Source organism: Geodermatophilus africanus (genome assembly GCF_900107105.1).
Taxonomy (GTDB): Bacteria; Actinomycetota; Actinomycetes; order Mycobacteriales; family Geodermatophilaceae; genus Geodermatophilus; species Geodermatophilus africanus.
This window is the reverse complement of sequence record NZ_FNOT01000006.1, coordinates 246,556-263,363: the sequence shown is the minus strand read 5'-3', so window position 1 is coordinate 263,363 and position 16,808 is coordinate 246,556. Positions and strand designations below refer to the sequence as shown.

18 protein-coding genes are annotated in these 16,808 nt (G+C 76.1%); 13 read left to right on the top strand and 5 right to left on the bottom strand.

All coding sequences use genetic code 11. From position 1 onward, the window contains the following. Window positions 1-20: 20 nt before the first annotated feature. Entirely contained in the window at window positions 21-821 is an 801-nt protein-coding gene (locus BLW63_RS13660; RefSeq protein ID WP_091156997.1) for a DUF3109 family protein, read from the bottom strand. 88 nt (window positions 822-909) lie between these two features. Here BLW63_RS13660 and BLW63_RS13655 point away from each other — a divergent pair, with 88 nt between their 5' ends. Beyond that, window positions 910-1,857, top strand: a complete 948-nt coding sequence (locus tag BLW63_RS13655; protein ID WP_170856757.1) for a Ppx/GppA family phosphatase — start codon at window positions 910-912, stop codon at window positions 1,855-1,857. Next, complete coding sequence (locus BLW63_RS13650) at window positions 1,854-2,648, top strand: hypothetical protein (RefSeq protein ID WP_091156990.1); 795 nt, start codon at window positions 1,854-1,856, stop codon at window positions 2,646-2,648. Before BLW63_RS13655 ends, BLW63_RS13650 begins: the two co-directional genes overlap by 4 nt. A gap of 144 nt (window positions 2,649-2,792) precedes the next feature. Here the strand turns inward: BLW63_RS13650 and BLW63_RS13645 are convergent, their stop codons facing one another. Then, on the bottom strand, window positions 2,793-3,359 hold the full coding sequence (locus BLW63_RS13645) for a type 1 glutamine amidotransferase domain-containing protein (protein WP_091156987.1): 567 nt from the start codon (window positions 3,357-3,359) through the stop codon (window positions 2,793-2,795). A 59-nt stretch (window positions 3,360-3,418) separates the two neighbouring features. Here BLW63_RS13645 and BLW63_RS13640 point away from each other — a divergent pair, with 59 nt between their 5' ends. The 6 genes from BLW63_RS13640 (at window position 3,419) to BLW63_RS13615 (ending at window position 8,029) form a co-directional block, all read left to right on the top strand. Beyond that, on the top strand, window positions 3,419-4,138 hold the full coding sequence (locus BLW63_RS13640; protein WP_091156983.1) for a hypothetical protein: 720 nt from the start codon (window positions 3,419-3,421) through the stop codon (window positions 4,136-4,138). Continuing rightward, complete coding sequence (proC, locus tag BLW63_RS13635) at window positions 4,135-4,965, top strand: pyrroline-5-carboxylate reductase (protein WP_091156980.1); 831 nt, start codon at window positions 4,135-4,137, stop codon at window positions 4,963-4,965. The genes BLW63_RS13640 and proC overlap by 4 nt, the downstream gene beginning before the upstream one ends. Window positions 4,966-5,216: 251 nt before the next feature. Beyond that, the gene (locus BLW63_RS27980) at window positions 5,217-5,564 is read left to right on the top strand and encodes a helix-turn-helix domain-containing protein (protein WP_244522555.1); all 348 of its coding nucleotides are present in this window, start codon (window positions 5,217-5,219) and stop codon (window positions 5,562-5,564) included. A gap of 348 nt (window positions 5,565-5,912) precedes the next feature. After that, entirely contained in the window at window positions 5,913-6,011 is a 99-nt protein-coding gene (locus BLW63_RS13625; RefSeq protein WP_012854759.1) for a 30S ribosomal protein bS22, read from the top strand. 10 nt (window positions 6,012-6,021) lie between these two features. Beyond that, a complete protein-coding gene (locus BLW63_RS13620; RefSeq protein ID WP_091156976.1) occupies window positions 6,022-7,128 on the top strand; it encodes an NAD-dependent epimerase/dehydratase family protein in 1,107 nt (368 codons plus the stop codon). Then, window positions 7,121-8,029 (top strand): lysophospholipid acyltransferase family protein, encoded by a 909-nt coding sequence (locus BLW63_RS13615; RefSeq protein ID WP_091156973.1) that lies wholly within the window; start codon window positions 7,121-7,123, stop codon window positions 8,027-8,029. The genes BLW63_RS13620 and BLW63_RS13615 overlap by 8 nt, the downstream gene beginning before the upstream one ends. Before the next feature lie 156 nt (window positions 8,030-8,185). Here BLW63_RS13615 and BLW63_RS13610 read toward each other — a convergent pair whose 3' ends face one another. From BLW63_RS13610 to BLW63_RS27975, 3 genes are all read right to left on the bottom strand, one after another. Beyond that, complete coding sequence (locus tag BLW63_RS13610; protein WP_091156970.1) at window positions 8,186-9,091, bottom strand: HAD family hydrolase; 906 nt, start codon at window positions 9,089-9,091, stop codon at window positions 8,186-8,188. Between the two features lie 120 nt (window positions 9,092-9,211). After that, window positions 9,212-10,396 carry a hypothetical protein gene (locus BLW63_RS13605; protein WP_091156966.1) on the bottom strand — a complete coding sequence of 395 codons (1,185 nt, stop codon included), beginning with the start codon at window positions 10,394-10,396 and terminating at the stop codon, window positions 9,212-9,214. Window positions 10,397-10,517: 121 nt separating this feature from the next. Further along, window positions 10,518-11,033, bottom strand: coding sequence for a sigma-70 family RNA polymerase sigma factor (locus BLW63_RS27975; protein WP_244522554.1), 516 nt, complete (start codon window positions 11,031-11,033; stop codon window positions 10,518-10,520). Between the two features lie 478 nt (window positions 11,034-11,511). Here BLW63_RS27975 and BLW63_RS13595 point away from each other — a divergent pair, with 478 nt between their 5' ends. The 5 genes from BLW63_RS13595 (at window position 11,512) to hemC (ending at window position 16,740) form a co-directional block, all read left to right on the top strand. Then, window positions 11,512-13,053 carry an AMP-binding protein gene (locus BLW63_RS13595; RefSeq protein ID WP_091156958.1) on the top strand — a complete coding sequence of 514 codons (1,542 nt, stop codon included), beginning with the start codon at window positions 11,512-11,514 and terminating at the stop codon, window positions 13,051-13,053. Further along, a complete protein-coding gene (locus BLW63_RS13590) occupies window positions 13,043-13,291 on the top strand; it encodes a glutaredoxin family protein (protein WP_091157249.1) in 249 nt (82 codons plus the stop codon). The genes BLW63_RS13595 and BLW63_RS13590 overlap by 11 nt, the downstream gene beginning before the upstream one ends. A gap of 398 nt (window positions 13,292-13,689) precedes the next feature. Next, entirely contained in the window at window positions 13,690-14,355 is a 666-nt protein-coding gene (locus tag BLW63_RS13585) for a redox-sensing transcriptional repressor Rex (RefSeq protein WP_091156954.1), read from the top strand. 73 nt (window positions 14,356-14,428) lie between these two features. Then, a complete protein-coding gene (locus BLW63_RS13580; protein ID WP_091156949.1) occupies window positions 14,429-15,805 on the top strand; it encodes a glutamyl-tRNA reductase in 1,377 nt (458 codons plus the stop codon). After that, window positions 15,802-16,740: a hydroxymethylbilane synthase gene (gene hemC / locus BLW63_RS13575; protein WP_091156945.1), complete on the top strand. Its 939-nt coding sequence runs from the start codon at window positions 15,802-15,804 to the stop codon at window positions 16,738-16,740. Before BLW63_RS13580 ends, hemC begins: the two co-directional genes overlap by 4 nt. The last annotated feature ends 68 nt before the right edge of the window (window positions 16,741-16,808 follow it).

The window sequence follows — 16,808 nt, the reverse complement described above, 5'->3', positions numbered from 1 at the left end:
ACCCCCGCGCGGCGGGCGGGTCAGGGACGGCGGCGGTGCAGCGTCACCGGGACGGGCGGCGGGCTGGCCGGGTGCGGGGCGACCAGTCCGCGGTCCAGCCGCTCCTCGGTCAGCCGGCGCAGCTCCTCGTAGGCCGCCGCCCCGAGGAGCGCGGTGAGCTCGCCGGCGTAGGTGACCACGAGCGGCTCGGCGGAGATGTGCGCCGCCGGTGAGCCGGTGCACCACCAGTGCAGGTCGTGCCCGCCGGGGCCCCAGCCGCGCCGGTCGAACTCGCCGATGCTCGACACCAGCACCGTCGTGCCGTCGGGGCGCTCGACCTCCTGCTGCTCGCGGCGCACCGGCAGCTGCCAGCAGACGTCGGGCTTGGTCAGCAGCGGGTGCAGACCCTCGCGCAGCGCCATGCGGTGCAGCGCACAGCCGGTGCCGCCGGGGAAACCGGGCCGGTTGAGGAAGACGCAGGCGCCGTCGACCAGCCGGGTGCGCAGTGAGCGCACGCCGGTCGCCTCGTCGCTGTCGTCGTCCTCGGTCCAGGCGCCGCGGCCGACCGGCGCGAGCTGCCAGTCCTCGTCGGCCAGGTCGGCGACGGCGGCGGTCACCCGGGCCAGGTCGTCCTCGTCGGTGAAGAAGGCGCCGTGGCTGCAGCAGCCGTCGTCGGGACGGCCCTCGACGACGCCGGCGCAGCCGCGGCCGAAGACGCACGTCCAGGCCGACGACAGCCAGGTCAGGTCGGCGCGGACGAGGTGGTGCGGATCGGCCGGATCGGGGAACTCCACCCACTCCCGCGCGAAGTCGAGCGGCACCTCGGGCGGGACGTCGTGCACCCGGCCAGCCTAGTGAAAGGACCCCCTCCCCCTGACGCCTCGCTCCGCTCGCCGCGAGCCTCTGGAGGGGGCCATGCAGACTGACCGCATGAGGCTCGGGGTGCTGGACGTCGGCTCGAACACCGTGCACCTGCTCGTGGTCGACGCCCATCGCGGCGGCCAGCCGACCCCGCAGCACGACGACCGCTGGCTGCTGCGCCTCGCCGAGCACGTCGGGGACGACGACCTGCTGTCCAAGGACGGCGAGAAGGCGCTGATCAAGGCCGTGCGCAAGGCGTGCGAGCAGGCCGAGAAGCAGGGCTGCGACGAGGTGCTGGCGCTGGTCACCTCGGCCATCCGCGAGGCCGGCAACGGCATGGAGGTCCTGGAGCGGGTCCGGCAGCGGACCGGCGTGCAGCTGCAGGTGACCAGCGGCGAGGACGAGGCGCGGCTGACCTTCCTCGCCGTCCGCCGGTGGTTCGGGTGGAGCGCCGGCCGGCTGCTCGTGCTCGACATCGGCGGCGGGTCGCTCGAGCTTGCCAGCGGCCTGGACGAGGACCCCGACGTCGCGCTGTCGCTCCCGCTGGGGGGCGGCCGGATGACCCGGCGCTTCCTCCCCGAGGCGCGCAACGGTGGCCGGCCGGACCTGCGCGCCCTGGCCGCGCTCGACGAGCACGCCGCGTACCTGCTCGAGCCGGCGGCGAAGAAGCTGCTCTCCGACGGGCCACCCGACCTGGTGGCCGCGACCTCCAAGACGTTCCGGACGCTGGCCCGGCTGACCGGTGCGGCGCCCTACTCCGCCGGGCTGCGCGCGCCGCGCCAGCTGACCCAGGAGGGGTTGGTGCAGCTGCTCGGGTTCGTCGCGCGCATCGAGTCCTCCGCGCTGGCCGAGCTGCAGGGCGTCTCACCCGACCGCGCCCACCAGATCCCCGGCGGCGCCGTCGTGGCGCGGGCCGCGATGCGGGCCCTGGACGTACCGTCCGTCCGGATCTGCCCGTGGGCGCTGCGTGAGGGCGTCATCCTCCGGCGACTGGACTCGTTGGAGGAAGACAGATGAGCACTCCTCCCGGCAGCCACGGTGAGCGCCGCGACCCGGAGACCGGCGGCCGTCCGCTGGCGGACATCCTGCGCGAGGCGGGGGTCGAGTCGCCGACCCGCGGCCGGCGCCGTCGAGGGGACGAGCTCGAGGACACCGGCGTCCGCCAGCGCGGGACGGGGGACACCGGGCGGGTGGCCGACCGGTCGGAGTTCGGCCGGCGCGCGAGCGACCGGAGCGGCAGCCGGCCCGGGGACCGCGTCCGGGAGCGCATCGAGGACGCCGCCCCGCCGGTGCCCGAGCGGCGGGCCGGACGCCGGCAGCCCGACCCCTCCACCGCGGCCATCCCCGGTCTGCGGCCCTCCCGCAAGCCCGGTGTCCCGGCTGTTGCCCGGGCCGCGCAGGAGGAGACGGTGCGCGAGCGGGCGCCGCGGGTGCGGACGGCCGCGCCCGACCCCGGGCCGCGGACCGGCCCGATCCCCGTCGTCCGGACCGACGACCCGCCGCTGCTCGAGGACGCCCTCGGGCCCCGCGAGGGCGCGCTGGCCTGGCTGCGCTTCGGCGGCGAGCTGGTGCTCGCGCTTGCCGCCGGCGTCGGCATCTACTTCCTGTTCACCGTGCTGTGGCAGCAGCTGCCCTACGTCGCCGTCCTGCTGGCCCCGGTCGCGGTGGCCGGGCTGGTCGGCGGCGTCAGCGCGTGGCGGCAGCGCCAGGACCGGGAGCCGGCCGGCGTGCGGCTGGTGGCGGTCCTGGTCTTCGCCGGGACGATGCTGACCATCGCGCCGGCCGCCGGCCTGCTCGCCACGGCGTGAGGACCACCCTTCCCGCAGGCCTCGCAGGAGCAGGACCCCGTCCTCCCACCCTCCGTCGAAGGACCCCCTGCCCCGCCAGATGAGGGCCCCGTCCTCCTCACCCCTCGCACGCTCGGGGTGAGCCTCGGGACGGGGCCGCCGTCCTCAGTCCTCGTCGTCGGTCTGGTCGGCGGCGGCGGCGAACTGCTCGACGATCGCGGCGTCGAACGCGTCGAGGTCGTCGGGCTTGCGGCTGGTGACGAGGTTGCCGTCGACCACGACCTCCTCGTCGACCCAGTCGGCGCCGGCGTTGCGCAGGTCGGTCTGCAGCGAGGGCCAGGAGGTCATCCGCCGACCGCGGACGACGTCGGCCTCGGCCAGCACCCAGGGGGCGTGGCAGATCGCCGCCACCGGCTTGCCCGCCTCGAAGAAGGCCTTCACGAAGGCCACGGCGTCGGCGTCGGCGCGGATGAAGTCGCCGTTGATCACGCCACCGGGCAGCACCAGCGCGCCGTACTCGTCGGGGTCGGCCGAGCTGACGACCGCGTCCACCTTCTTGCTCTCGCCCTTGTCGATGTGCTCGTAGGCGGTGATCTCGCCGGCCGCCAAGGACACCAGCTCCGGCTGGGCGCCGGCCTCCTCGAGCGCCTGCCACGGCCGGTCGAGCTCGACCTGCTCCACGCCGTCGGTCGCGAGGACGGCCACCTTCATCCCGTTCAGCTCATCAGCCATGCGACGGCGGCTACCCCGCCCCGGCGGGGACACACCCGGCGAGCACTAGGTTCGGCCCCGTGCGCGCGCAGATCACAGCCCCGGTGCGCCACCTGCTCGACGCCCTCTCCGGGGCCGGCCCGCGGGTCGACGACCCGGTGGCAGCCGCCGCCGACGCCGCGGCGGCCGGCTGCGCGGTCGCCCTCGAGCACACGCCCACCGCGGACGACCCCGCCGAGCTGCGCGACCTCGTCGCCCGGGTGGCCGCCGCCGGGCTGGCGGGCCATTGCGCGCTCACCGTCCCTGTCCACCGGCTGGGCGACGCGGCGGCCGGCGTGGCCCGTGCCGCCGCCGACGCCGGGCTGGACGTCGCGCTGGACGGTGCCCCTGCCGCGGTGGACGCCCTCGCGGCGGAGACCGGGCCGGTCACCGTGCTGGTCCGTGCCGCCGGACCCGGGGCCGAGGAGCGCTGCCGCGCGCTGGTCGGGGGCCGGGTCCGGTTGACCGAGTCCGGGCGGCGCGGTGCGGTCGCCGACCTCGCGTTCGTGCGCTGCCTGAACGTGCTGATGAGCGGGGCCGGGCGCCCGGGCGTCGGCACCGCCGACCCGCGGCTGGTCGCCATCGCCGGTGAGCGTGCCGCCTGGAACGACCGAGCACCCGACAGCTGGGAGTACGTCATGCCGTGGCAGGTCCGCAGCGAGCAGCAACGCCGGCTGGTGGCCGGCGGGTACCGGGTGCGGGTGGTCCTGCGCTCGGGTCCGGCCTCCGCCGCCCCCCGCCGTCCGGCGGGCCGGTCGTGAGCGCGGGGGAGGCCGGCCGCTCCGGCCTGGCGATCATCGGCGGCGGGAAGATCGGCGAGGCGCTGCTCTCCGGCCTGGTCCGTCGCAGCGGGTCCGGCGGGATCGTCGTCTGCGAGCGCAGCCCCGAGCGTGCCGCCCAGCTCTCGGACCGGTACGGCGTCCCGGTGCTGGGGCTGGCCGAGGCCGCTGCGCGTGCGCGGGTGCTGCTGCTCGCGGTCAAGCCGCAGGACATCGGCACGCTGCTCGGGTCGCTGGCGGGCTCGGTGGACGGCGGGCACCTCGTGGTGTCGGTCGCCGCCGGGGTGCCGACCTCGACGATCGAGGCGGCGCTGCCCGAGGGCGTCCCCGTCGTCCGGGTCATGCCCAACACCCCCGCGCTGGTCGACGAGGGGATGAGCGTGCTCTCGGCCGGTGCGCACGCGGACGAGGGGCACCTGGACGAGGCCGAGGCGCTGCTGGCTGCCGTCGGGCGGGTGCGCCGGGTGCCCGAGACCCAGCAGGACGCCGTGACGGCGCTGTCGGGCAGCGGGCCGGCCTACTTCTTCTACCTGGTGGAGGCGATGGTCGACGCCGGCATCCTGCTGGGCCTGCCGCGCGACCTCGCCGCCGACCTCATCGTGCAGACGGCGCTGGGCTCGGCGGTGATGCTGCGGGACTCCGGCGAGCACCCGGTGCAGCTGCGCGAGGCGGTCACCAGCCCGGGCGGGACGACGATCGCCGCCATCCGGGAACTGGAGCGGCACAGCGTGCGGGCGGCGCTGATCGCGGCCATCGAGGCGGCCCACGCCCGCTCGGTGGAGCTGGGCCGGGCCGCGCGGGACCGGTGACCATACCGCGACAGAGCATCGACGTGTCGACTCAGCGTGACTATGTGGCCACGTGTCGCCTACGACGCGCCCGGGCACATGTCGACACGGCTACATAGGTGTAGTTCTGCCCAGGACGGACCGTTCCCCCTGTTCGTTTCTTCCATCGCTTCTGTCACGCATGTCCCCCTACTCTCTGTGTCAGCACGTGCGTGCCCCGTAGTCGGTGGGGAAGCCGACGCCCGACGCGTGCTAGGTCCGGAGATGAAGAGATGACCATGCCCCAGCGCACCGTTCCCGCCGCCGCCTACGCCCGCCCGGGCGTCCCCGGCCCGCGCCCCGTCGGCCGGCCCATCCAGGCCGCCACCATGGCCCGCCCCGTCCCGCCGCAGCACCCGGCCGCCATGCCCGTCGGCCGCCCGCCGGTCCCGGCCCCCCGCGCCGCCGTCACCTTCCTGACGGTCGCCGAGGTCGCCAGCATGATGCGCGTCTCCAAGATGACGGTGTACCGCCTCGTGCACGCCGGTGAGCTCGCCGCCGTCCGCGTCGGCCGCTCCTTCCGCGTCCCCGAGCGCGCCGTGCAGGACTACCTGCGCGACGCCTACACCGACATTGCCTGAAGGCGCCCCCTCACCGTTGGCGAGCTGGCCTCGCCCGGAGGCTCGGCCCGAGCTCGCGAGGGCTGAGAGGGGCGAGGTCCCCCACCTCGCGGGCCGTGGTCGCCGCTCCGGCGTCGACGGAGGCGGAGGTCCCTGCACCATCCCACCCCCTGCGGGTGGGTCCGGATCGCCGGCAGGTCCACGCGGCAGCGTCGCCGCGGGACCGCCGGGTACGCTCGGACGCCGAGCGACGCCGGGGCTGGTTCCGGTCCGGGTCGTCGTACACGAGCTGATCACCTCGCGCGGCGCCCGGTGCGACCTCCCGGTCGACGGTGGCCGCCGCGCCGCGACGACGTCGGGAGCATGCACATGGGTTCGGTCATCAAGAAGCGCCGCAAGCGGATGGCGAAGAAGAAGCACCGCAAGCTGCTGAAGAAGACCCGCGTCCAGCGCCGCAACAAGAAGTGAGCTGACGCTCGTGCCGCCCGCCGTCGTCCTGGTCACCGGTGTCAGCCGGTGGCTCGGGGGTGCGCTGGCGGCCGAGCTCGCTCGTGACCGCGCCATCGACCGCGTCATCGGGGTGGACACCGTCCCCCCGTCGCCGGAGATGCTCCGCCGGCTGGGCCGCACGGAGTTCGTGCGGGCCGACATCCGCAACCCGATGATCGGCAAGGTCATCGCGACGGCCGCGGTCGACACGGTCGTGCACATGAACATCAGCTCCACGCCCGCCGGCTCCGGTGGGCGGGGGCCGATGAAGGAGCTCAACGTCATCGGGACGATGCAGCTGCTGGCCGCCTGCCAGCGGGCGGCGTCGGTCCGCCGGCTCGTGCTCAAGTCGAGCAGCGCCGTGTACGGCGCGTCCTCCCGCGACCCCGCCGTCTTCACCGAGGCGATGCAGGCTCGGCGGGTGCCTTCCGGCGGCTTCGCCCGGGACAGCCTCGACATCGAGGGCTACGTGCGGTCCTTCGCGCGGCGCCGTCCCGACGTCGGGGTGGCCGCCCTGCGGTTCACCAACTTCATCGGCCCGCGCATCGACTCGGTGCTCACCTCCTTCCTGCGCATGCCGCTGGTCCCCACGGCGCTGGGGTACGACGCACGCGTGCAGCTGCTGCACGAGGACGACGCCCTCGCCGTGCTGACGCGGGCCACCACCGGCGACTTCGCGGGCACCGTCAACGTCGGCGGAGAGGGCACGCTGCTGCTGTCGCAGGTGATCCGCCGGCTCGGCCGGCTGCAGGTGCCGCTGCCCTCGCCCGCCCTGGGCTCGCTGGGCCGGTTCACCCGCCGGTTCGGGTACGTCGACTACTCCCCGGAACAGATGCGCTTCCTCAACTTCGGCCGGGTCGTGGACACCACCGTGCTGCGCGAGGAGTTCGGCTACACGCCGCGCTTTACCACCGAGCAGGCGCTGGCCGACTACGCGGCCACCGTCACCCCGGTCATCCCGCCGGAGGTGGTCGCCGGCCTCACCGGGCGGGCCCAGGGACTCGTCGCCCGGATCGGCGCCACGGCCGGCTCAGTGGGGGAGCGGTTGCGGCCGACGCCGCCGCCCCCCGGTCTGCGGGCGGTGCGCGATGCCTGAGGCCCGGGTCATCCCGCTGCGGCCCGACGACGAGGAGCCGCGGGTCCCGCCGCCGGGATCCGCCTCGTGGGAGGAGCAGGTCGCCGGTGGTCTGGAGTTCCTCCGCCGACGGGTCACCGGCGACTACGCCACCGACGAGTTCGGCTTCGACCCCGACCTCACCGACCACGTGCTGCTGCCGGCGTTGCGGCCGCTGTTCTCCCGCTGGTTCCGGGTGGAGACCCACGGCGTGGAGAACGTGCCCGACACCGGTGGCGGCCTGGTCGTGGCCAACCACTCGGGGACACTGCCGCTCGACGCGATGATGGCCACCGTCTCGCTGCACGACGACCACCCGGCCCGGCGGCGCCTGCGGCTGCTCGGCGCCGACCTGGTCTTCGACCTGCCCTTCATCGGCTCGCTGTCGCGCAAGCTCGGCTCCACGCTGGCCTGCAACGAGGACGCCGAGCGACTGCTCACCGGCGGCGAGCTGGTCGGGGTGTTCCCCGAGGGCTTCAAGGGGATCGGCAAGCCGTTCCGCGAGCGGTACACGCTGCAGCGCTTCGGCCGCGGGGGTTTCGTCACGGCCGCACTGCGCACCGGGGCGCCGATCATCCCGTGCGCGATCGTCGGGGCGGAGGAGACCTACCCGATGATCGGCAACGCCAAGACCCTCGCCCGGTTGCTGGGCCTGCCCTACTTCCCGGTGACGCCGACCTTCCCGGCGCTCGGCCCGCTGGGACTGGTGCCGCTGCCGTCGAAGTGGCTGATCGCCTTCGGCGAGCCGATCGAGACGGCGTCCTACGGTCCGGCCGCCGCCGAGGACCCCATGCTGGTCTTCAACCTCACCGACCAGGTGCGCGAGACCATCCAGCAGGCGATCTACCAGCTGCTCCTGCAGCGCAAGTCGGTCTTCAGCTGAGCTTCGACGAGGCTCCGCTCGACCGGGGGGACGGCATCTGGCCGCGGTGTTGTCGTGAGGAGTGGGGGCCCGGAGGGTCTCCGGGATCGAGGGACGCAGGGGCTCCGCTCGACCGGGGGACGGCATCTGGCCGCGGTGCGGTCCGGAGGACCGCAGTCAGGAGAGCTTGCGGCGGCGCAGCGCGAGCGCGCCGCCGATCAGACCCCCGGAGAGGGCGGCGGCCGCCACGGTCGGCACGACGGTCTTCGCGGCCTTGCGGCCGGTGCGGAAGTCCCTGACCTCCCAGCCGCGGGAGTGGGCCACGGCGCGCAACTCGGTGTCGGGGTTCACCGCGATCGCACGGCCGGCGAGCGTGAGCATCGGCAGGTCGTTGGAGCTGTCGCTGTAGGCGGTGCAGCGGGAGAGGTCCAGGCCCTCCCGCTGGGCCAGCGCCCGGACCGCCTCGGCCTTGGCCTCGCCGTGCATGAGCTCGCCGACCAGCCGGCCGGTGTAGTGCCCGTCGACGACCTCGGAGACGGTGCCGAGGGCGCCGGTGAGCCCGAGCCGGTGGGCGATGATGCTGGCCAGCTCCACCGGGGTCGCGGTCACGAGCCAGACCCGCTGGCCGGCGTCGAGGTGCTGCTGGGCGAGCACCCGGGTGCCGGCCCAGATGCGGTCGGCCATCAGCTCGTCGTAGATCTCCTCGCCGGCCTGCACGATCTCGGCGACCGGCCGCCCGGCCACGAAGGCCAGGGCGCTCTCGCGGATGGTGTGCATGTCGTCGGCGCTCTCGTTGCCGGCGATCCGGAACTTCGCCTGCTGCCACACGAAGCGCGACATGTCACGGGTGGTGAGGTACTTGCGGGCGGCCAGGCCGCGGGCGAACCAGAAGATCGAGGCGCCGACCATCATCGTGTTGTCGACGTCGAAGAACGCCGCCGCGGTCAGGTCCGGGACGGCGGCCGGCGCCGGCTCGACCTCGGCGGCCGCGGCCGAGGCGACGCCGGCGACGTGGGCCCGCGTTTCCTCGTCCGGTACGTCCGCCCGGCGGGCGCGGCGGCCGCGGAAGGGCAGTCCCGGCACGACGACCTCCCTGTCGCTCCTCCACCGCCCTCGCGAGGGCCCGTGGATGTCGGTCCCCGACCCTAGTGGCGTCCCGCGGCGGTGCAGCCGGGGGCCCGGGGCGCCGACCGGCCGCGCGGGTCAGCAGACCAGCGGCCGGATGCAGATGGGCAGCGGGGCGTCCAGCAGCGGCTCGGCGTCGGGCGCGGGAGGCGCCGCCGGCGTGGACAGCGGCGGGTCGGGCACTGGCAGCGGCGACTCCGCCGCCGGGGATTCCGGGACACCCGGCGCCGTCCCGCCGTCGTCGCCGGACGGGGACGACGGGACGGTGCCGCTCCCGCCCCCCGGGGCGGACCGCCCGAGCGCGGGGGCCGGCTGCGGAGCCGGGACCGGGGACCCCGCCGGGAGGTCGGCCTCCGGGTCGCCGCCGTCGGAGCCGGGCGCGTCGCCGGGGACCGCGCCGTCCTCCTGACCTGGGTCCACGGCCGGGGTCCCGTCCGCGGGGGTGCCGGCCTCCGGCGCGTCGGCCGGGCACGCCCCGGGCACCGGACCCAGCCGGTCGGTACCCGCCGTGGCCGGACCGTCGGCGCAGGTGAGGGCGGCCTGCAGCCCGGTCGCCCGGCCGGACACGCTGGCCAGCAGCGCGAGCGACTCCTGCGACGCGGCCGTCGCGCCCGCGGGCAGGCCGGCCCGCAGCGCGGTCAGCTCCGCGGTCTGCCGTCCGGCCCAGTCGGCCAGCTCGGCCACGGGCGCGGTGTCCCGGCCGGCGACCGCCTGGGTCGCCAGCACCGCGGCGCCCTCCCGGGTCTGGGCGTTCATCGTGTCCAGCAGCCCGACCACGTCCCCGGGCGCCGGGTCGCGCACACCGGCGAGCTCGTCGAGGCGGGTCCGGGCGAACTCGAGCAGCGTCAGGCCGCGGTCGTCTCCGGCCAGGGTGAGCTGGGTCTGCTCGGTGCTGCGCTTGACGCCGTAGAGGACGTCACCCGGGCCGGCCCCGGTGGACAGCGCCACCAGCGTCCCGAGGACGGTGACGGTTCCTGCCGCACCGGCCAGGCCGGCGGTCAGCCGGGTGTGCCACGCCGCGGGCGGCCCCGAGTCGGCGCGCGCGGCCAGCAGCCGCCGCAGGCCCGAGCGCGGCGCTGGCCGCGGGGTGCTGACCGCGGCCAGCGCGACCAGCCGGTCGCGGGTCGCCGCCTGGAACCGTGCGTCCGGTGCGTCGTCGAGGTCGGCCGCCAGGCGCCGCAGGCGGGCGACGACGGCGTCCTCCCGCTCGCGCACGACGGTCCGCCGGCCGCCCGGCGGTCCGGCGCCGTCGCGCGTGGTCACCAGGTGCCTCCGAGGGATCGGCCGGTCGGGCGGGCGCGCTCCCCGGTGGAGCGCCGCCATCCCGGGAACGATGCCGGAGACGCGGCGGTCACGGGGTACCGGTGGGCGACGACGGGGCGCGTCACCGGAGTCCCTCCGGCACCAGGGTCGCCAGCCGGCGGACGGCGCTGTGCTGCAGCGCCTTGATCGCGCCGTCCTTCTTGCCCATCACCGCCGCGGTCTCGGCGACCGAGAGGCCCTGCAGGAAGCGCAGCGAGATGCACTCCTGCGGCTCGCCGCCCAGCTGCCGGATGCAGGCGAGCAGCTGCTCGTTGGTCAGCGCCTGCACGACGGCGTCCTCCGGCCCGTCGGTGACCCGGTCGGCGTCGCGCATGTCGGCGGTGCTGACCTCGAGCCGGAACCGGCTGCTCTTCACGTGGTCGCGCACGATGTTGCGGGCGATCGTCATCAGCCAGGCGCCGACGTCGCGGCCCTGGAAGGACAGCAAGTCGATCCGGCGCAACGCGCGGACGAACGTCTCGCTGGTGAAGTCCTCGGCCTGGGCCCGGTCGCCGACCCGGTGCAGCAGGTAGCGGTGGACCATCGTCACGTAGTGGTCGTAGAGGCGGCCGAACGCCTCCGCGTCGCCGTTCTGCACCTCCCGGACCAGCCCCAGACGTCGACGACCGGAGGCGGGAGCGCCCCGCCGAGGGCGGCGAGCTCCTCGGCGACCTGCTGGGCGGAGGGGCCGGGTTCGTCCGTCCTCCCCGCGAGATCCGCTCCGGGGGCCTCCCGGACGGTGCCGGGCAGGGGCTGCACGGCCGGCGGTGTGCCGCCGGCCGTGCGCGGGTAGGAGGTCGGTCGCGGGCCCGGCGTGGGCCGCGGACGGGGCCGCGCGTGGCGGGCGCGGCTGCGGGCACGCGCTCCGCCGCCGGGCGCGACCGTCCCATGCGTGCGTCCTCCTCGTCGGCCCGCCGCGGTCTCCGTCCTCGGCCCGAGACGCCCGGCAGCGGGGGTCGCGGTGCTGCGGGTCCGGACTCATGGTGACAACATCACTGCGTTCCGTCCACGACACCCCGTCAGACTCCGGTGCGCGGTGCCCGGTGGCCGGAAGCGCTCCACCGGAGGAGATGCGCATGACCGACGTCGGTAGCTCGCTGTCCGTGCTGGTGCGCGCGGCGGCCCGGGACCGCGCGGACGCGCCGGCCGTCGTGGCCGGCGAGCAGCGGCTGAGCTGGGGGGAGCTGGACGCGCAGGTGGACCGTGCGGCCGCCGGCTACGCCGCCCGCGGACTGACGCCGGGCGAGCGGGTGGCCGTGCAGCTGCCCAACGGCGCCGACTGGCTGCGGGCGACGCTGGGCGCGTTGCGCGCCGGGCTGGTCGTCGTCCCGGTCAACACCGCCTACACCGACCCGGAACTGGAGGACGTGCTCACCGACTCCGGGGCGGCGTTGCTCGTCGCGGCCGGGGACCGGTCCGCGGTGGCTGGCGTGCCGGTGGTCGCCGGGCCACCCGCGGACGACGCCGAGCCGCCAGGGGTGTCCGCGGCTCCGGACGACCTGGCCTTCCTGGCCTACACCAGCGGGACCACCGGCCGGCCGCGCGGCGCGATGCTGTCGGCCACGGCGCTGCGGGCCAACCAGGAGCAGTGCCTGCGGATGGACCCGCAGCCGGTCCGGCCCGACGACCGGGTGCTGCTGGTGCTGCCGCTGTTCCACGTCTACGGGCTCAACGCCGGCTTCGGTCTGGTCGCGGCCACGGGTGCCTGCGCGGTGCTGCTGGAGTCCTTCGACCCGGTCGCCTCCCTCGAGGTCATGGCCCGGGAAGAGGTCACCGCCGTCCCGGGCGCCCCGCCGTTGTTCCAGGCCTGGCTGGCCGCCGCCGGTGCCGGGGGGTCCGACGCGCTGCTGCGCCGCGCGTTCGCCGCTGTCCGCATCGCCTCCTCCGGGGCCGCGCCGCTGCCCGAGCGGGTCTGGACGGCGGTGCGCGAGCGGGCCGGGGTCACCGTGTGGGAGGGCTACGGGCTCACCGAGGCCTGCCCGGTGGTGGCCAGCACCCTGGCGACCGGGCGGGCCAAGCCGAACTGCATCGGCGGCCCGGTCCCGGGGGTGGAGCTGCAGCTGCGCGACACCGCGCTGCACGAGCAGGTGGCGGAGGACGAGGTCTCGGCGCCCGGTGACCTCGCCGAGGACGGCCCGGGCGAGATCTGGGTGCGCGGCGCCAATCTGTTCTCCGGGTACTGGCCCGACGGGGTCGACGGGCCCGACGCCGACGGGTGGCTGGCCACCGGCGACCTCGCCTACGCCGACGAGGACGGCGACCTGCACCTGGTCGACCGCCGCAGCGACCTCATCCTGGTCAGCGGCTTCAACGTCTACCCCGCGGAGGTGGAGCGGGTGCTCGACACACACCCGGCCGTCGCGGAGAGCGCGGTCATCGGGGTGCCCGACCCGCGCACCGGCGCCGCGGTGCGGGCCGTGGTCGCCCTGCGGCCGGGGCGGCAGGTCGGTCTCGAGGAGCTGCGCGAGCACGCCGCGGCCTCCCTCGCCCGGTACAAGGTGCCGACCTCGGTGCAGGTGCTCGCCGCGCTCCCGCACTCGCTGACGGGCAAGGTCAGCCGTGCCCGGCTGCGCGAGCTGGGCCTGGCCCGCGTCGACGGGGGCGACGGTGACCGGTGACGCGCCCCGGCTGCAGCTGCTGACCCGGGCCGGCTGCCACCTCTGCGCGGTGGCCGCGGAGACGCTCGACCGGCTCGCGGCCGAGGCCGGGCTGGCGGTCGCGGAGGTCGACGTGGACGCCGACCCACAGCTGCAGGCCGAGTACGGCGACCGGGTCCCGGTCGTGCTGCTCGACGGGCGGGAGCACTCCTACTTCACCGTCGACGTCCCCCGGTTGCGGCGCGACCTCGACCTGTAGGGACCGGGCTGGTGGGGCCCCACCGGAGCCGCCGGGCCGGCCGCCGACCTCGCCGATGTGCCGAGTCCTCGCACTCCTGCGCCGTTCCTGACGCCCCCGCGCTGCTGCAACGGCGCGGTCGCGGGTGGAACCGCGCGGGAGTGCGCCGGAACGCCGGCCCGCGGAGGGCTCGCGGCCCGCCCGGGCGGGTCGGTCGGGGGGCGCGGGGTATGGTCTCCACCACAGCAGGGCACGTCTGCGCTGGGGAGCGGCCTCCTGGCCCCCGGCGACTTTGTTCCTGCGTTCACAAGCGGTTACCGTGGCGGTCGCCGGGCGGTCGACCGCCCGGGTCCCCGATGTCGTTCGACCGCATCCGGCACCCGCCGGAACCCCGGGCGCGACCGTCTGTGGAGTGCCGCGTGTCCTCACCCCGGCCCCGGATCCCGGAGGCCACCGTCGCCCGCCTGGCCGTGTACCTGCGCGTGCTCACCGGCCTGGCCGACGGCGGGCGCAGCAACGTCTCCTCGGGTGAGCTCGCCTCGGCGGCGGGCGTGAACCCGGCCGGGCTGCGAAAGGACCTCTCCCACCTGGGCCCCTGCGGGGTCCGCGGGGTGGGCTACGAGGTGGCCACGCTGCGCGACCGCATCGCCCGCGTCCTCGGCGTCGAGCGGTCCCGCCCCTGCGTGCTGGTGGGGATCGGCAACCTGGGCACCGCCCTGGCCGACTACGCCGGGTTCGGCAGCCGCGGGTTCCGCTTCGTCGGGCTCTTCGACGCCGCCCCCGACCGCGTCGGCCGGCGGATCGGCGGCCAGCCGGTGCGCCCGATGGCCGAGCTCGACGAGGTGGTGGCCGCGACGGCGGCGACGATCGGGGTCATCGCGACCCCGGCCGACGTCGCCCAGCCGGTCTGCGACCGGCTGACCGCGGCCGGGGTGAGGAGCATCTTGAACTTCGCGCCGGTGGCGCTGAACGCGCCCGCGGGGGTCGACGTCCGCCAGGTCGACCTCTCCGTCGAACTGCAGGTGCTCGCCTTCCTCGGTCAGCAGCGCGGCGCCGCGGCGTCGAGCGTGGAGGTGACGGCGTGAGCGAGCTCGCGAGCTCACCCTTGAGCACAGCAGTCCGGCGAACGCGTCCGACGAGCGCCGGCGAGGGGGACTCGTGAGCCTCCTGGCCGTCGGGGTGAGCCACCAGACCGCCCCCGTGGCGCTGCTCGAGCAGTTCGCGATGGGCGCCGACGACACCGTCAAGGCGCTGCACGAGCTGGTCGGCAGCGACCACGTCAGCGAGGCGATGGTGCTGGCGACCTGCAACAGGGTCGAGGTCTTCGCCGAGGTGGACCGGTTCCACGGCGGCGTCACCGAGGTCAGCCGGGTGCTGGCCCGCCAGGCCGGTGCCACGGTGGAGGAGCTGTCGCCGTACGTCACCGTCCACTACGAGGACCAGGCGGTCGCGCACCTGTTCACCGTCGCCGCCGGCCTGGACTCGATGGTCGTGGGGGAGACGCAGGTCCTCGGCCAGCTCCGCCACGCCTACGCCCTCGCCCGCGAGCAGGGCACCGTCGGCCGGGCGATGCACCCGGTGGCGCAGCGGGCGCTGCGGGTCGGCAAGCGGGTGCACGCCGAGACCGGCATCGACAAGGCCGGCGCCTCGCTGGTGTCGGTGTCCTTGGACCGCGCCGAGGAGCGGATCGGCGAGCTCGCCGGCCGGCCGGTGCTCGTGGTGGGCGCCGGCTCCATGGGCGCCCTGGCCGCGACCACGCTGGCCCGCCGCGGCGCCGCCGTGACCGTGAGCAGCCGCACGCCCGCGCACGCCGAGCGACTGGCGGCCTCCGTCGAAGGCCGGGCCGTCGACCTCCCCGACCTGCCCGCCGAGGTCGCCGCCGCCGACGTGCTCGTCACCTGCACCGGCGCACGGGGCATCGTCGTCGGCACCGACGTGGTGGCCGGCGCGATGCGGTCCAGGATCGGGGCCGCCCGCCCGGACCGGCCGCTGGTCGTCATCGACCTGGCCCTGCCGCGCGACGTCGACCCCGGCGTGGCCGCGCTGCCCGGCGTGCACGTGGTCGACCTGGCCCTCCTGCAGGGCGAGCGCGGTGCCGACGGGCACGCGTCCGCGAGCCCGGTGGCGGCCGACGACGTCGCCGCGGCGCACGCCCTCATCGAGGCCGAGACCGCGCTGCTGCGCGCCGAGCGGCAGGCCGCCGCGGTCGCGCCGACGGTCTCCGCGCTGCGCAGCCAGGCCGCCGAGGTGGTCGACGCCGAGCTGCTGCGGCTCGCGGCCCGGCTGCCCGACCTGGACGCCCGCGCCCGCACCGAGGTGGCCCGCACCGTGCGCCGCGTCGTCGACAAGCTGCTGCACGAGCCGACGGTGCGGGTCAAGGAGCTGGCCAGCGCCCCTGGCGGCGTGGACTACGCCGACGCACTGCGGGCGCTGTTCGGGTTGGGCATCGACGCGGAGGTCCTGCCGGCGCGGACCAACCTGGCCGAGGCCGTCACCGTCGACCCCGACGAGCTGCGCCCCGGGGGTACGGCATGACGGTCCTGTCCACGGGGACCATCCGGCTCGGCACCCGCGCCAGCCGGCTGGCGACGACCCAGTCGCAGGCGGTCGCCGACGCGATCACCGCGGCCAGCGGCGTCCCCGTCGAGCTGGTGCCCATCAGCACCGAGGGCGACCGCTCCTCGGCCGCGATCGCGCAGCTCGGCGGCACCGGCGTCTTCGTGACCGCGATCCGGGAGGCGCTGCTCGAGGGCACCGTCGACGTCGCCGTCCACAGCTACAAGGACCTGCCCACGCTGCCCGAGCCGGGGCTGACCATCGCCGCCGTCCCACCCCGGGAGGACCCGCGGGACGCGCTGGTCGCCCGCGACGGCCTGACCCTGGGCGAGCTCCCACCGGGCTCGCGGGTCGGCACCGGCGCGCCGCGCCGGGTCGCCCAGCTGCGCGCGCTCGGGCTGGGCCTCGAGGTGGTGCCGATCCGCGGCAACGTCGACACCCGCCTGGCCCGCGTGGTGCCGGGTGACCTGGACGCCGTCGTGCTCGCCCGCGCCGGGCTGACCCGGCTCGGCCGGCTGTCCGCCGTCACCGAGACCCTCGACCCGCTGCAGGTCCTCCCCGCGCCGGCGCAGGGCGCGCTGGCCGTGGAGTGCCGCGGCGACGACGAGCGCACCCGGGAGCTGCTGGCCGCCCTCGACGACGCCGGCACACGGTGCTGCGTCGTCGCCGAGCGGACGACGTTGTCGGCGCTGGAGGCCGGGTGCAGCGCGCCGGTCGCCGCGTACGCCGAACTCGCCGAGGGCGAGGACGGCCCCGAGCTGTTCCTGCGCGCCTCGGTCACCGCACTCGACGGCAGCGACGGCGTGCGCGGCTCGCTCACCGGGCCGCCCGCCGAGGCCGAGCGGCTGGGCCGGGGGCTGGCCGCGGAACTGCTCGACCGCGGCGCCGCCGAGCTGATGGCGGCTTCCCGATGACCACTTCCCCCGCGGCCGGGCAGCAGCCCCGGCACCCCCGTACCCCCGCACACGAGCCCTCCGGGGCC